Annotated in this window: 10 protein-coding genes; all 10 read left to right on the top strand. The window is 74.4% G+C overall.

All coding sequences use genetic code 11. The annotated features are described in order from the left end of the window. Positions 1-439: 439 nt before the first annotated feature. Positions 440-2,257 (top strand): asparagine synthase-related protein, encoded by a 1,818-nt coding sequence (locus tag AB0J02_RS35625; RefSeq protein ID WP_363197991.1) that lies wholly within the window; start codon positions 440-442, stop codon positions 2,255-2,257. 71 nt (positions 2,258-2,328) lie between these two features. Continuing rightward, a complete protein-coding gene (locus AB0J02_RS35620) occupies positions 2,329-3,921 on the top strand; it encodes a condensation domain-containing protein (protein WP_363197990.1) in 1,593 nt (530 codons plus the stop codon). Next, complete coding sequence (locus AB0J02_RS35615) at positions 3,918-5,543, top strand: MFS transporter (protein WP_363197989.1); 1,626 nt, start codon at positions 3,918-3,920, stop codon at positions 5,541-5,543. The genes AB0J02_RS35620 and AB0J02_RS35615 overlap by 4 nt, the downstream gene beginning before the upstream one ends. A 223-nt stretch (positions 5,544-5,766) precedes the next feature. After that, on the top strand, positions 5,767-7,119 hold the full coding sequence (locus AB0J02_RS35610; protein WP_363197988.1) for a condensation domain-containing protein: 1,353 nt from the start codon (positions 5,767-5,769) through the stop codon (positions 7,117-7,119). Positions 7,120-7,357: 238 nt separating this feature from the next. Further along, complete coding sequence (locus AB0J02_RS35605; protein WP_363197987.1) at positions 7,358-8,371, top strand: amino acid--tRNA ligase-related protein; 1,014 nt, start codon at positions 7,358-7,360, stop codon at positions 8,369-8,371. A gap of 56 nt (positions 8,372-8,427) precedes the next feature. Next, a complete protein-coding gene (locus tag AB0J02_RS35600; RefSeq protein WP_363197986.1) occupies positions 8,428-9,273 on the top strand; it encodes a class I SAM-dependent methyltransferase in 846 nt (281 codons plus the stop codon). Between the two features lie 70 nt (positions 9,274-9,343). Continuing rightward, positions 9,344-10,237 carry an FAD binding domain-containing protein gene (locus AB0J02_RS35595; protein WP_363197985.1) on the top strand — a complete coding sequence of 298 codons (894 nt, stop codon included), beginning with the start codon at positions 9,344-9,346 and terminating at the stop codon, positions 10,235-10,237. Next, complete coding sequence (locus tag AB0J02_RS35590) at positions 10,234-13,116, top strand: molybdopterin cofactor-binding domain-containing protein (RefSeq protein WP_363197984.1); 2,883 nt, start codon at positions 10,234-10,236, stop codon at positions 13,114-13,116. Before AB0J02_RS35595 ends, AB0J02_RS35590 begins: the two co-directional genes overlap by 4 nt. Beyond that, complete coding sequence (locus tag AB0J02_RS35585; protein ID WP_363197983.1) at positions 13,113-14,369, top strand: His/Gly/Thr/Pro-type tRNA ligase C-terminal domain-containing protein; 1,257 nt, start codon at positions 13,113-13,115, stop codon at positions 14,367-14,369. The genes AB0J02_RS35590 and AB0J02_RS35585 overlap by 4 nt, the downstream gene beginning before the upstream one ends. Next, positions 14,366-15,442 carry an LD-carboxypeptidase gene (locus tag AB0J02_RS35580; protein WP_363197982.1) on the top strand — a complete coding sequence of 359 codons (1,077 nt, stop codon included), beginning with the start codon at positions 14,366-14,368 and terminating at the stop codon, positions 15,440-15,442. Before AB0J02_RS35585 ends, AB0J02_RS35580 begins: the two co-directional genes overlap by 4 nt. Positions 15,443-15,509 lie beyond the last annotated feature (67 nt).

Below are 15,509 nucleotides of genomic sequence, written 5' to 3'. Positions count from 1 at the left end.
GGCGGATGGTGCGGGTGCACGGGGCCTGCGCGTCGCGGGCTGCCGCCGGTCTCCCGGTGCGCGAGCAGTCCACCAGAGCGGTGTTCCGCATGCCGCGCCGAGCGGGTTCCCGGGCGGTGTCCGGGGCTGTTCCGCCCGGCCGGGGCGCTGGGCCGGCGGTGTCACGCGGGACCTGCGGCCGCCCGGCCCGAGGGCGCCGCCGGCCTCTCACCGGCCCTCGAAGGCGTGCCGTTCCCCCCTGGTGCTGTCCGGGTTCCGGAACGGGACCGGCCAGGGGTCCGCGGCGGAATCCCGACGGGGGGTCGCAGGGCGGGTCGCACGGTACCGGGCGCCCCTAGCGTGACGGCGTCAAGGCGACGCGGGCCCGCAGGCCCGGGCCAGCGGGTCCGGGGGCGCCCGTGTGGCGCGCAACAGGCGGCCGAGGACGAGGTGGGACCGGGTGGCGGGCATCGCGGGATGGACCGACGGGCAGCGTGATCTGACGGGCGAGCAGGCCGAGGTGCGCAGGATGGCGACCGGGCTGCGGGCCCGGGCCCCGCGCGGCGGCGCGACCTGGACCGGGCGGCGCGCCGCGCTCGTCCAGCGCGGCGACCCGGCCTGGCCACAGCGGGCCGCCCCCGCCGTCGTGCGCCACGACGGCCGCACGGCCGCCGTCGCCGTGGCCGACGGCCAGCTGCGCAATGGGGCCGCTCTGTGGGACGCGCTCGGCGGCGACCGCGGAACCGGCCCGCACCCGCCCCCCGTACCGGAGATCGTCGCCCGGGCGTACCTGCGCTGGGGCACGTCCGCGGCCGAACGGCTCGACGGCCTCTGCTCGTTCGCCGTCTGGGACGCGCGCAACGGCGACCTCGTGCTCGGCCGGGACCGGTTCGGCGTCCGGCCGCTGAGCTGGACCCGCACGCGCGGCGGCGTGGTCTTCGCCTCCGACGTCGCCGTCCTCACCGCACACTCCCTGGTCACTCCCGAAGCCGACGCCGACGCCCTGTGCGCGCTGCTCACCTTGATGCGCGAGGACGGCCGCGGAGCACTCACCGGCGTCCACGAGGTGCCCCCGGCGACCGTGCTGCGCATCCACCCGGACGGCACGGTCCGGGCCCGCGCCTACTGGGCGCTCGAGGCCCACGAACACGTCCTGGACGCCGAGGCCACGACCAAGGAGGCCGACCGGCTGCTGCGCGCCTCCGTGGCCGCCGACATCGCCGGCCAGGACACGGCTGTGCTCCTGTCCGGCGGACTGGACTCCAGCGTGCTCACCGGCCTCCTCGCCGACCAGACAGGGCGCCGGCCCGTCACCGCCACCGTCTCCTTCGCCCGCACCACCTCCCGCATCCCCGACCGCCCGTTCATCGAGGACGTCGTCCGCTTCTGGGACTGCGACCACGAGGACGTCGTCGTCGGCATCGACGAGGTCACGGACCCCGTCACCCTCGACCAAGTACTCGCCGCGAAGGACTACCCCACTCCCTGGGGCGACAAGAACGTCACTCCGTACCTGCTGAACCGGTCCCTGTCCGCGCGAGCCCCCGTCGCCCTCTCCGGCGAGGCGGCCGACACCCTCTTCGGCGGCCTCTACGGCGATCTCGACGGCGTCCCCGAGCTGACGGGCTTCCCGTGGCTGGAACAGGCCCGGCGGTTCGGCGTCGCCCACGGCATCGGCACCGGCCTCTTCCGCCCCGACCTGCTGCGCGCCCTCGACATCGACGGCTACCTGGAACGGGTGTTCCGCACCGCGCTCGACCGCGTCCCCGTCCTGCCCGGCGACTCGCCCGGCCGCCGCACGGTGCGCCAGATCGACCACCTGACCGTGTCCCGGCTGCTGGAACAGACGATGCTGCACACCGAGCGCCTCGGCGCCGCCGCCGGGGTCCAGCTGCGGTTCCCCTTCGCGGACCACACGCTCTACACCTTCATGTACAACGTCCCGATCGCCATGAAGTCCGCCGGCGGACGCACCAAGAGCATGCTCCGCGACCTCGCCCGCGACCTGGTGCCGCCCTCCGTCCTGGAGCGCCGCAAGTCGACGTTCCCCGCGCTCTACGACGACCGGTACAAGACCTCGGTCACGGCTCGTCTGCGCCACCTCGTCGACGACCCCTCGGCGCCCGTGCACGCGGTCACCGACCTGCGGGCCGCCACCCGGATCGCCGAAGATCCCCGACTGCTCGACCGGGGCGGCTGGTTCGGCAGGGCGGACGTCGAGATGCTCCTCCAGCTCGACGCCTGGCTCCGCCGCCACCGGGTGCGGCTGCGGGTCTGAACCGACGGGCCGCACCCCCGCCCCGCCCCGCAACAACCCATCCCTCCCGCGGAACCTGGAGACGACCACCGATGAACACCACCGCGCACAGCGTGCCCCTCTCCGTGGGGCAAGAAGCCCTGAAAGTAGCCTGGCAGGTCGATCCGCGGCAGTGGACGAACATCATCCCGGTGCCGCTCGCCGTCGAGGGTGAACTCGACCCCGACCGGCTGCGCTCCGCGGTCGACGCCATCGGAGCGGCCTTCCCCCAGCTCCGCGGGCGGGTGACCGGAGCTCCCGGCAACCACCGCCTGGACTGGGACGGCGCCCCGGCGATCCCGGTCACGGAGGTCACCTCCTCGCTCACCCGCGACGAGGGCGTACGACAGGCGTGGCAGAGCCCGTTCGACCTGCTCACCGGCCCGCTGGCCAGGGTCCAGGTCGTCACCGGCCCCGGCTGGCAGGTCCTGCTGCTGACGCTGCACCACATCGTGGCCGACGGCGCGTCCGTGCTGCTCCTGCTGGAGGCGCTGCGCCAGGCGTACGCCGGTGAGCCCGTGGCCGTGCCCGACGACTCCCGCGCCCTGGAGGCCCACGCCCTGCGCTCCACCCGGCTGGCCGACGGGGCGGAGGGCGAGCGCCTGCGCGCTTACTGGGCGGCCGAACTCGGCGCCGGAACCGCCCCGTTGACGCTCCCGGCCGACCCCGCCGACCCGCCCCGCCCCGCCATGCTCAGCGACCTCCTGCCCGAGGACCTCGTCGGCGGGCTGCGCCACCGTGCCGCCGCCACCGGCGTCTCGTACGTCACCTCGCTGATGGCGGGTTACTACGCCCTGCTCCGCCGGCACACCGGCTCCTCGGACGTGCTGTCCTTCCTGCCCTTCCACGGGCGGAGCCTCGACGAGACCCGGCAACAGGTCGGCTACTTCGTCAACCTGCTGCCGGTGCGGGCCCGGCTGGGCGCGGCAGACACCTACACCGACGTGATGCGGCAGTTGCGCGGACGCGTCAAGAACGCGCTCACCCACGGCGACCTCCCCCATCCGACGATCATGCGCAGTGCCGGACTCGTGGGCCCGCGCGCCCGTGACCTGACCCACCGCAGCCTCTTCCAGTACTGGCACGCAGGCCTGCGCGACGGCCTCGACGTGATGGACCTGCGGCTGACGACGCCCGGCTCGCATGCGGTGCTCCGCCTGCTCGACATCGAGAGCACGGCCGGCTTCACCCTGGCCGTCATGGTCCGCCAGGACAGCGGCGGCACCCACGTGCTGTGGAAGGACCCCGCGGGAGCCCTGGGCGAGCCCCTGCTCAAGACGCTCGCCGCCGAGTACCACGAGGTGCTCTGGACCATCGCCGACGACCCCGACGCCCCCCTGCCCGGGATCATCGAGTCCGCCGCAACGGCTGGAACCGAGACGGCCCTCGACACGGGCGCCGCGGCCGGCGCGGGCGGCGACACCCGCCACCTCGCCGCCATGACCGAGCTGTGGCAGGACGTCCTGGGCATCGAGGACATCCTGCCCGAGGACAGCTTCTTCGAACTGGGCGGCCACTCGCTGCTCGCCGAGAGCCTCGTCCTCGAGGTCTCCCGCCGGTTCGGCCGCGAGGTCGATCTGAGCGTCCTGTTCAGCCGGCCGCGGCTGGCCGAGTTCACCGAACACGCCGTCGGACCGCGCGCATGAGCACCACCGGGCCCGGCCCGTGGCGCCATCCGGTGCTGCGGGCCGTGCTCGCCGCGGAGTGCGTGTCGATGCTGGGCAGCGCGCTGACCGTCGTCGCCGTGCCGTGGCTGATGCTCGGCGCGACCGGATCGGCCCGCGCCATGGGCCTGGTCATGGCCGCCCAGCTGGCCGGGACCACCCTCTTCGGCACGCTGGGCGCGTCCTGGGCCGGCCGGACGGGACCCCGGCGGGTGATGCTCCTCGGGGACGCGTGCCGCGGGGTGCTCATCGCCCTCGTCCCGGTGCTCACCGCCGCGGGCAGCCTCGCGGTCCCCCTCACCGCCGCCGCGATGTTCCTCTTCGGTGCCTTCATGGCGCCCTACGCGGCCGCCCAGCAGGCCATGCTCCCGGACGTGGTGGGCGAGGACGAGAAGCTTCTGGCCCGCGCGACCGCCTCCCTCCAGGGCGCCATGCGCTTCAGCATGATGCTCGGCCCGCCCCTGGCCGGCCTCCTCATCGGGCTGCTCGGCACGGTGCCCGTGCTGTACCTGGACGTCACGAGTTTCGCCCTGTCACTGCTGGTGCTGCGCCGCTTCCTGCCGCGGACCGCTCCGGCGCCGCGCGCGCCGTCGCGGCTGGGGGCCGCGGGCGTACGGGCCCTGCTCGCCACCCCCCTGACCGCCACCTGGTCCCTGGCCCTCGTCTGCTCCGAGTTCGCCTGGCAGGGCCTGTTCGCGGCCATCCCGGTCGTCGCGCTGGAGTTCGGCGACCGCGGCCCCTCCGTCGCCGGAGCGCTGTCCGGCGCTTTCGGCGCGGCAGCCCTGACCGGCACACTGCTGGTCGGGCCCCTGCTGCGGCGCACGACCGCACCGGCCCTCGCGGTCGGCGGACGGGTGCTGCTGGCGCTCTGCTTCGCGGTGCTGCTGCTCCCGCTCGGCCTCACCGCCGTGTTCGGCTGCCTCGTGCTCGCGGGGCTCCTCAACGGTGTGTCGAGTGCGCCGGTCGCCGCCGTGCGCGCGCTGAGCCTCCCGGCCGCCGTCCGTTCCGAGGCCCTCACCGTGGCCACCGCCGTCGCCCTGGCGGGCGGAACCTGCGGCCTGCTCGTCACGGGCGCCACGATCCAACCGGCGGGGACGCACACGGTGTTCGTGATCCTGTCCCTGGCCCAGGCGATGGCGGCGGCCTTGCACGTGACGGGTCTGCTGAGGGAACGGCGCGCCACGCGGGGCCGGGCCGGTCAGGAGCGCCCGGCGGCACCGCGCACGGCGGATCCGGCCGGTGAGAACGGCGACCCGGCCGTGGGCAGCCGCCCGCCCGCGCCGGCGGTCCGCTCCGCCGTGCGGGCGCGGCCGCCTGCCGACGCCGCTACGTCCGGGGGGCCCGGTGCACCAATGCCCGGTAGCGGTAGCGGTGACGGTGACGGTGACGGTGGGAGTGTCCCGCGCGGACACCGCGCGGACGCATCCGGTGCCCCGGGCCAGGACGACGTACCGCCGTCGCCGGCGCTCGACGCGGCGGCGCGGGAGGCGTTCCCGGGCCGCTCGTCCGGTCCCTCGCATGCCGAGGCCCGGCTACTGCCTCCCGACGAGCCGGGGCTCCGCACCGGCGATCCGGCGCCGTCCACCCCGGCTCCCCGTTCCTGACGTGTTCCATCGTGTGCCCGGATCGTGCACCTGAAGCGTGCGCCTGAACCGTGTACTCGGAACGCACCTGGAGCGTGCGCCTGAACCGTGTACTCGGACCGTGCACCCGCTCCGTGCCCCCGCTCCGTGCACAGGATCCGCGCCCCCGGATCGCGCACCCCGATCCGTGCCCCCGGACGCGGCAACCCCGTCGTACTTACACCCCACGCCCTCAGGAGTCCCGTTGCCCACTCACCCCGCCGAAGCTCGCGCCGGGGCCCCCGCCGAAGCTCCCGCAGACGCCCCCGCAGACCTCTGGCGCGACGTGCCGCACCGGATGAGCATCGGGTTGCGGTACCAGTCGCGGGACGACGGATCGCTGCCGTCGGAGAATCTGACCTGCTTCCTCTTCGCCTTTCCCGGTCTCGCACTCGACGTGCCCCGGCTGGAACGCGCCCTCGCCCGTTCCGTCGTGCTCAACCCCGCCCTCGGCCACCGCTACCGCGTCGACCCCGCGCACGGCCCTCAGTACCAGGAGTCCGGCTGGCGTCCGCGTGTCGATGTCGCCGCGGCCTCCGGCGCCGGATGGGAGGACGCCCGTACGACAGCCCGGCGGATCGCGGACGCCGAGATGGGCAGGCCCTTCGATCTGCGCGACGGACGCCTGCTGAGAGTGACCTGCGTGCGGCCCCCGGACGGCAGCGGCACCGTCCTCGTCGTCACCGTCGACCACACGGTCTGCGACGGGATCTCCTACGCCCGGCTCCTGGCCGACACCTCCGCCGCCTACCGTGCCGAGGACCCGGCCGGGGGCCGGGACCGGCAACAGGCCCCCCGTGTCCCGCGCCGGGCCTCCCTCGCCCGGGTCGCCGCGGCCGAGCGCCGTGCCCTGGCCGGAGCGGGCCGCGACGAACTGTGCGACGCCTGGCGCCGCAGGCTGCCCGACGGCATCCCCGACATGGTCCTGGCGGACCCCCTGCCCTGGACCGCGTGCACGGCCGAGGGCGACCAGGCCGCGACCCTCCTCACCGGCCCGGCCTACCGGCGGCACGTGCGGCAGGCCGCCGAGCTGTCGGTGTCCAGTTTCATGCTCGCCACCGCCAAACTCCTGCACGCGATGCGCCCCAGCGTGCTCGGCCAGGAACTCTCCTTCTTCTCCCCGCTGCCCGGACGTTTCGTCCCCGCCGCCCAGGACGTCCTCGGCAACTTCGTCAGCGTCCTGCCGGTCACCGTCCACGCGCCACCCGCCGCGACCCTGCCGGCCACGGCCGCAGCGGTCCGCGAGGGCGTGCTGTGGACCCTGCGCCACCAGGGCGCCCCCTTCGACGCGGTCCGGGACGCGGTCGGCAACGGTGCCGAAACCAACGGGCGGTTCGCCTACGAGCGCCGGTCGGTGTTCATCTCCGGAAACCCCGTGATGCGCCTCGAACTCGACGGCATACGGGGCGAGGTGGGCGTCCCCACGCTCACCGACGCCATGTTCGACCTCAGCCTGTGGATCTCCGACACCGGTGACGCCCTGCGCTGCAGTGGGGTCTTCCGCAAACAACTCCTCGACCGTGCCCTCGTACAGGGCTGGCTCGACTCCCTGCACTGACTCGACTCCCTGCACTGACGCGGGCACCGCGCGCCTTTCCCGTACCGAGCGCCTTCCCTGCGTCTTCCGCACCCTGGCCGCGGGCGCGGAACGAACGGCAACGCAACGGGAATCGCCGGGTGCGAGGCTCGATGAGTCGAACGGCCGGCCGAGCGACGACGAACCGCGCGGTGACCACCGGCCGCCACCCCCCACCCCCGTCCCCGACAGGCGTGCGCACACAACGGAGGCCCCCCGTATGCCGAATGTCGATACCCGCCCGCCCCGGCCGCTCGCGGAGAGCCGGCCGCGCTTCCTGCGGATCCTGGACGACCCGCTGTACCGCTCGCTGGTCGACCTCCAGGACCTGGTGAACTACGAGACCGCCGCGTTCTGGCGCGGCCGGCAGGTCAAGGCGCTGCACCTGCCCGTCACCACCTCCTCCATCTCCTCACCGATGGGCCTGGGCAGTGACTCGCTGCCGGTCCAGGTGGACCTCTTCGGCGTCCCCACCTACCTCGCCGACTCCATGCAGTTCCTCCTGGAGTACGGCTGCCGCATCGCCGACCGGGGCTGCTACTACCTGATGCCGAGCTTCCGCGGCGAGGAGACCGACACCACCCACCTCAGCCAGTTCTTCCACAGCGAGGCCGAGATCCCCGGCGGCCTCGACGACGTGATCGCGGTGGCCGACGCCTACCTGCGCCACCTCACCGAAGCGGTCCTGCGGGAGCTGGCGGAGCCCGTCGCCCGGATCGCCCGGGGCACCGGGCACCTCACCGACTTCCTGGCCAAACCCACCGCCCGCATCACCTTCGACGACGCCGTCACCGCGCTCGACGGCGACCCGCGCTACATCGAGTCCCACGACCAGTGGCGCACCATCACCCGGGCGGGAGAGCACCGGCTCATGGAACTGCACGGCTCCGCCGTGTGGCTCACCCACTTCGACCACCTCTCCGTCCCCTTCTACCAGGCCACCGACGCCACGGGGACCAAGGCCCTCAACGCCGACCTGCTCATCGGACCCGGTGAGGTCGTCGGCTGCGGCGAGCGCCACACCGACGCCGCGCACGCCCTCTCCGCGCTGGCCGCGCACGGTGTCCCGCCCGAGGACTACGACTGGTACCTGCGGATGAAACAGGAGAAGCCCCTGCACACGAGCGGCTTCGGCATGGGCGTGGAGCGCTTCTTCATGTGGGTCCTCAACCACCACGACGTGCGCGACCTGCAACTCCTCGAGCGCGCCAACGGCCTTCCCGCCACTCCCTGATCCGACCGCCACCACACCCCGTCCACGCACCTCCCTCACCTGCACCAGGAGCACCCATGAATCTCGGCGACCTGACCGCCCAGCAGATCCGCTCGATGAACTACAACGAGCTGATCTCCGTCGTGCGCGAGACCAACCGCCCGCCCGGCGGCGTGAAGACCGTCTCCCACCTCGCCACCGCCGCCCACCTCGACAAGGACAGCCACGTCCTGGAGATCGGCACCAGCACCGGCATCACGGCCATCGAACTGGCCCGCCTGGTGGGTTGCCGGATCACCGCCATCGACATCAACGAGCGCAGCATCGCCGAGGCCCGCCGCCGGGCCGAGAGCCTCGGCGTGGACCACCTCATCACCTTCGAGGTCAACGACGCCACCGCGACCGGCTACCCGGACGACGCCTTCGACATGGTCTTCTGCGGCAACGTCACCTCCCTCATACCGGACCGTGCGCGGGCCCTCGCCGAGTACTCCCGGGTCGTCAAGCCGGGCGGCTTCATCGCCGCCATCCCGATGTACTACGTCAAGCAGCCCTCCGAGCAGCTGCTCGCCGACGTCACCGCCGCCATCCAGGTCCCGGTGGAGCCGCTGGAGGAGTCGTACTGGCTGGACTTCTTCCTCGGTGACGGGCGGATCCCCTTCACCCGCGAGCAGTACACCTTCGACTGGATCTCCGACGAGGTGGTCGACTCGTTCGTCCGGGACATCCTCGCCCGCCCCCACCTCGACGAACTCACCCCCGAGGCCCGCGAGGTCCTCACCGAGCAGTACGCCGTCCACATGCGGCTCTTCCGCGACAACCTCGCGCAGATGGGCTACACGGAGCTGCTGGTGCGCTGCGAGACCGACGAGCTGGGCGAGCCGGAGCTGTTCGTCTCCAGCCCGGTCCTCCCGCGGTCCTGACGCCGGCCGGCACCGGGGCCCCGACGGCCCCGGTGCCGGGCCCCTCGCCCCGCCCGAAAGGCAGCCGTCCGTGAAGCTCCCCCCTCTCGCCCACGTGGCGCCCCGGCGCCTCGGGGAGGCGGTGACCCGTCTCGCCGAGGCCCGGCCGGGCCAGGCCCTGCCGCTGGCGGGCGGCCAGAGCCTGGTGCCGCAACTGGCGTCCCGGGCCCGCACGACCCGCCTCCTGGTCGACCTGCGCGACGTCGGCGAGCTGACCGGCGTGACCGAGCACGCCGGCTGCCTGCGGATCGGCGCGATGACCCGTCAGCACACCCTCGCCACCGACCCCCGCATACGCGCCGCAAGCCCCCTGCTCGCCGAGGCCGCGGCCACGACGGGACACGCCTCCGTCCGGCACCGGGGCACGCTCGGCGGCACGCTCGCCCACGCGGCGAGCCAGGCCCAGCTCGTCGTCGCCGCGTACGCCCTGCGCGCGCGCCTCGTCGTCACCGGCCCCGAAGGCACCCGTACGAGCGACCTGCGCTCCTGGTTCGGCGGCCCGCACGCCCCCGGAGTCGCCCACGGCGAGATCCTCACCGCCGTCCACCTGCCGCTGCGCGGACCGGGCCGCGGATACGCGCTCGCCCAGCTCGGCCACCCCGTCGGCGGACGCCCGGCCACCACGGTCGCCGCGGTCGTGGACACCGCGCCGGACGGCACCCTCCTGCGGGCCGAACTCACCGTCGGCACCCGGGTGTCACCGCCCGCCGCGGTCGATGTCACCCATCGGCTCACGGAAGCGGGGGAGGCCGCCGCGCAGACCGTGCGCATCGTGCCGGGGACACCGGACCGGCAGGAGCCGCCGGCCGCGTACTGCCGGCACGTGGTCCGCGTGCTGGCGGACCGTGCCCTGACCGAGGCGCTGTCCCGGGCCCGCCACCGCGGACCCGGCGCGCCACTCCCGCGACTCGAGGAGACGTCATGACCGCCCCGGCCCACGCGCCCCACGGGTGCGGGACCCTCGCCGACCACCTCCGCGACTGCCTGGGCCGCACCTCCGTGCGGCTCGGCTGCGAGGACGGCGTCTGCGGCTCCTGCACGGTCCTCCTCGACGGCCGTACGGCGCGCTCCTGCACGGTCCTCGCCGCACAGGCGGAGGGCCTGCCCGTGCGCACCGCGCAGGACACCGGGGACGCGCTGATGCGCCACCTGCGCGAGGTGCTGTGGTCGGAACACGCCTTCCAGTGCGGGTTCTGCGCGAGCGGCTTCCTCCTGGAGATCCACGCCCTGCTCACCGAGAACCCCGACCCCACCGAGGACGAGGTCCGCCACCACCTCGCGGGCAACCTGTGCAGGTGCACCGGCTACGAGAGCATCGTGCGGGCGGCCCTGCTCGCCTCCCGCACCCGCCCACCCCGGGACAACCCGGCCGGCCCGTCCCCGGTCACCGCGCCGGACCCGACAGCCCCCGACAGCGACCCGCCGTCGCCCCGCGGCGCCCTCGCCGCGGTCACCGATCCCTCTGTCGGCACCAGAGCCCTGCGCGCCGAGGACCGGACCGTCCTCGACGGCCGGGCCTGCTACATCGCCGACCTCGTCGTGCCGGGGGCTCTGCACGCCCGCTTCGTCCGCAGCGACCGCCCGCACGCCCGCATCACCGGCATCGACGCCTCGGCCGCCCTCGCCGCCCCCGGAGTCGTCGCCGTTTTCACCGCCACCGACATGCGCGCCGGACTCAACCCGATCGGTATCGCCTGCCCCCTGGAGGGCTACACCGCGCCCGCCTTCACGCCGCTCGCCGGGGACCGCGCCCGCTTCGAGGGCGACCCCGTGGCCCTGGTCGTCGCCACCGGCCAGGCCGCGGCCGAGGACGCCGCCGCGCTCGTCGCCGTCGGCTACGAGGATCTGCCGCCCGTACTGGACGCGCGGGCCGGCACCGACAGCACGCGGCCGCCGCTCTTCCCCGAACTGCCGAGCAACGTGCTGTACACGGAAAGACGCGTCCACGGCGACGTGAGCGGCGCTTTCGCGCGTGCCGCGCGCGTGGTGCGCCACCGCCTCCGGCAGGACCGCGTGCAGAACGCGCCCCTCGAACCCCGCGGCGGCCTCGCCCGCTGGGACGCCGGGACCGGCCACCTGACCTATGACGTGGCATCGCAGTCACCGACCTCCCACCGCCAGTACCTCGCGGACGTCCTCGGCCTGGACATCGACGCCGTCCGCGTCCGGGTCCCCGCCAACATGGGCGGCTCCTTCGGCATCAAGGGCGGTGTGTTCCGTGAGGACATCGCCGTGTGCTGGGCGAGCAGGCACCTGGGCCGGCCCGTGCGCTGGATCGAGGACCGCCGCGAACACCTGATCGCCGCCGGACAGGCCCGCGGTGAGGAGATCGACGTCGAGGCGGCCCTGGGGGCCGCGGGCGAACTGCTGGCGCTCCGCGCCGACCTCGTCGTCGACCAGGGCGCCTACCCCGTCCCCCCGATCGCCAGCGCCGTCTTCGTCGCGCTCGTCGGCTGTCTGGTCCCCAACGCCTACCGGGTGCCCGCCTACGAGTTCACCGGCCGCCTGGCCCTCACCAACCGCACCCCGTACGTCGCCTACCGCGGCCCGTGGGAGATGGCGACGTTCGCGGCCGAACGCACCATGGACCTCCTCGCCCGCGAACTCGGCGAAGAGCCCTCCGGCTACCGGCTGCGCCACCTCGCCCCGGTCGACGGCCCCGACCCGCGCACGGCCACCGGCGCCCGCCTCACCGACGTACCCGCCCTCGGATCCACCCTGCGCCGGGCCCGCGAGGAGGCCGCTGTCCAGGAGTTCCGCGCGCGGCAGGCACGCGACCGCGCGGACGGCCGGCTGACCGGGCTCGGCATCGCGACACTGCTGGAGCCCGCACCCGGCCCCTGGAGCCTGCACGAGGCGATGGGAGCCCACATGGGACCCGAACCTGTGCGCGTGCTGTTCACCCCCGAAGGCCGTCTGCAGATCAGGACCGGCCAGATCCCGCACGGCCAGGGACACGTCACCACCCTCGCGCAGATCGCCGCGTCCACCCTTGACCTGCCGCTGCACGCGGTGGACGTCGTGCACGGCGACACCGACGTCGTGCCGTACAGCCTGGCGGGAACCGGCGCGAGCCGGGCCGCCGCCCTCGCCGGCGGGGGAGTGCTGCGCGCCTCGCGCACCCTGCGCGCCACGCTCCTCGCGGACACCGCGCGGCGCACCGGGCGATCCGTCGCAGCCCTGGACATCGCCGCCGGAGACGTGGTGGACACCCGGGACGGCCACGTCCTCGGCACGGTCACCGCGATGGCCGCGGCCTGCGTCACCGCGGCGCAGGGCCGCTCGCCGCTCGACGTGAGCGAGGTCTTCGACAGCGAGGAGACCGGCTGGGCGGAGGCCACGCACTGCTGCTGGGTGGAGATCGACCCGGACCTGGGCACGGTGGCACTCGACCGCTATCTGATCGTCGCCGACAGCGGACGCATCATTAACCCGGCCGTCGCCGACGGGCAGTTGCGCGGCGGCGCCGTGCAGGGCATCGGCACGGTCCTGCAGGAACGGTCCGGCTACGCCCCCGACGGCACGCACCTCTCCCGCGACCTGACCGAGTACCTGCTCCCCACCACCCGCACCGCCCCGGCCATCGACGTGGTCCACCTGGAGTCACGGCGGGCCGGCGACGTGCCCTACCGCGGACTGGGCGAGGGCGGCGCGGTGCTCGCGCCCGCGGCCGTGGTCGGCGCCGTCGAGGACGCGCTCGCCCACCTCGGCGTCCGCCTCACCGAACGCCACCTGCCGCCCTGGCGCATCCTCGGCCTGCTGGCGGCCCACCAGATCCCTACGCCCGTACCGGAGTACCGATGAGACTGAGCAGGATCCCGCACGGCGAACTGCTGGGCGCCCCTCTCCCCGAACCGCACACCACCGGCACCGACCTCGCGCACCACCTGGGCCTGACCCGCTTCACCGACGCCGGCTTCCCCTGGTTCGCCCCGGTCGGCCAGCGCCTGGTCACCCACATCCGGCAGGTCGTCCGCCGGGAGATGGAACGCGCCGGATACGCGGAGCTGCGCGGACCCGCCGTGCACCGCGTCGAGACTCTCGCACCGGCCGGCTGGCTGGAGCGGTTCGGCGGCGAACTGATCGGCTTCAGCCCCCCGTTCGACCAGTACACGCTCGCCGCCACCAGCGAGGAACCCCTGCTGAGCTACCTTGGCCCCGGCGGACTCGCCTCCCACCGCCAGCTGCCCATGCGGCTGTTCGAGTTCCGGGAGATCTTCCGCTTCCGCGACCGGCCGCAGGGCATCTACAACTCGCGCCAGTTCCAGTGCTGCCTGTTCGCCAGCCTGGACACCGACCACGACGCCTACCTGCGCAGCGCGACGCACGCCCAGCGCGCCGTCCGCGCCGTCCTCGACCGGTTGCGGCTACGCGCCGAACTCGTCCGCGACGAGGCGACGGGCGGCTTCGAGTTCATCTTCCCCTACGCACGCGGCGACCGTCCCCGCAGCCGCACCATCCCCTACCACCGCGACGCCACGCGCCCCACGACGACCGCCGACGACCTCCCACAAGGCGGTGTCGCCATGGGGTACGGGTACACCCACACCCCCGCCTTCGACGTCCGCTTCCGCGACGAGGACAACCAGGTGCGCGTCCCGGTGATGGGCACCTACGGCATCGGCGTCCAGCGGTGCGTGGTGGCCCTGCTGGAGCAGCACCGCGTCCCCGGTGGCATCGCCCTGCCCGCCTCCGTCCGGCCCTTCGACGTCATGGTGACCCCCCAGGGCCGCGGCCCCGGTCAGGCACGGGCGGCCGAGCGGATCTACGAGACCCTGCTCGACGCCGACGTCAGCGTGGTCCTCGACGACCGGCACGGTGCCTCCATGGGCTGCCGGATGCGCTTCGCCGACGCGGTGGGCGTGCCCTGGCGCGTGGTCGTGGGCCGGGACGAGGCACACAACGGCACGGCCCGCCTGCGCGGCGCGCGGGGCGCGCACCAGACGGAGACCACCCTGACCACGGACGGCCTCCTCGACCACCTGGCCCGGCGCGGCCGCGAGGAGTGGGCCGCCGCGGCCGGCCTCGACGACGACAGAATCGGAGCGCTCGCATGACCACGAGGGCACTCGCCGACAACGGACTTCAGGACGGTGCGCGGCCCGGGACGGCGCGCTGGCCCACGCCCCTCCCGGCCGGCGCCACGCTCGGCGTGTGGGCCCCCAGCTCCCCCGCCCCGGTCCTCTTCCCGCGCCGCTTCGAGCGGGGCCTCGGCGCGCTGCGCCGCCGCGGGTACACCGTCGTCACCGGCGACTCCTGCCACCACGCGAACGGTGCGGGCACTCTGCCGCCCGCCGACCTCGCGGAGGAACTGCACACGCTCCTCGAGAACACCGACGGCGTGATCGCGGCCGTCGGGGGCTGGACGCTCACGCCCGTCCTCCCGCACCTGGACTTCGACCGGATCGGCCGCGCGGGCAAACCCCTGATCGGCTACAGCGACCTGACCTCCCTCATCAACCTCGTGCCCCGCAGGTCGGGTCTCGTCGCCTTCCACGGGCCCATGGTCGTCTCCGAATGGGGCGAGGCGGACGGCCCGTGGCAAGCCACCGAGAGCGAGTTCGACGCGGTGCTGGGCGCGGGCCCTCACTGGACCCGGCGGACGGTGGCGACACCGGGGGAGTGGTCGGACGAGAACCTCTTCTGGGACCGGGAGGACGACCGCCGCCGCCGGGGCAACAGCGGCGAGCAGCCGGCCCGCGTGCTGCGCCCCGGGGAGGCGACCGGCCCGCTGTGGGGCGGCTCCCTCCTCGTGCTGGGCCTGCTGCTGGGCACCCCGCTGTGGCCCGCACCCGCCCCCGGCTCGATTCTCTTCCTGGAGGCCGACGGCATGGCCCCGGACGAATTGTGGGCCCGCCTCGAGCAGTTCCGCCTCGCAGGCGTCCTCGACCGGGCGGCCGGCGTGCTGCTGAGCAGGGTCAGCGGGCCGCAGCCGACATCGTCCGGATACGCCGGGTACGACGAGATCCTGCTGCGGTGCCTGCCGGACGGGCTGCCCGTCGCCGCCGGCTTCCCCTTGGGCCACGCCGACCCCATGGCCACCCTCCCCGTCGGCAGCCCGGCCACGCTGAACTGCCCCGACCCGGCGAGCACCCCGACCCTCAGCCTGCTGCGCCCGCGCCGTCCATAGCCGCCCGACCTTCGCAGACCCGAGCGCGCCACGGTGAGCGCCGCATCTTCGCGGCGCTCACCGTGGC

Origin of the sequence: Streptomyces sp. NPDC050264 (genome assembly GCF_040655895.1) — a bacterium.
Classification (GTDB): Bacteria; Actinomycetota; Actinomycetes; order Streptomycetales; family Streptomycetaceae; genus Streptomyces.
Note: the sequence above shows the minus strand (reverse complement) of the source record. Positions and strands in the feature narration are given on the sequence as shown.

Bases quoted from the DNA above. Each gene is read 5' to 3' on its own strand.
- AB0J02_RS35620 (WP_363197990.1), top strand. From the start codon at position 2,329: ATGAACACCACCGCGCACAGCGTGCCCCTCTCCGTGGGGCAAGAAGCC.
- AB0J02_RS35615 (WP_363197989.1), top strand. From the start codon at position 3,918: ATGAGCACCACCGGGCCCGGCCCGTGGCGCCATCCGGTGCTGCGGGCC.
- AB0J02_RS35605 (WP_363197987.1), top strand. From the start codon at position 7,358: ATGCCGAATGTCGATACCCGCCCGCCCCGGCCGCTCGCGGAGAGCCGG.
- AB0J02_RS35600 (WP_363197986.1), top strand. From the start codon at position 8,428: ATGAATCTCGGCGACCTGACCGCCCAGCAGATCCGCTCGATGAACTAC.
- AB0J02_RS35590 (WP_363197984.1), top strand. From the start codon at position 10,234: ATGACCGCCCCGGCCCACGCGCCCCACGGGTGCGGGACCCTCGCCGAC.
- AB0J02_RS35585 (WP_363197983.1), top strand. From the start codon at position 13,113: ATGAGACTGAGCAGGATCCCGCACGGCGAACTGCTGGGCGCCCCTCTC.
- AB0J02_RS35580 (WP_363197982.1), top strand. From the start codon at position 14,366: ATGACCACGAGGGCACTCGCCGACAACGGACTTCAGGACGGTGCGCGG.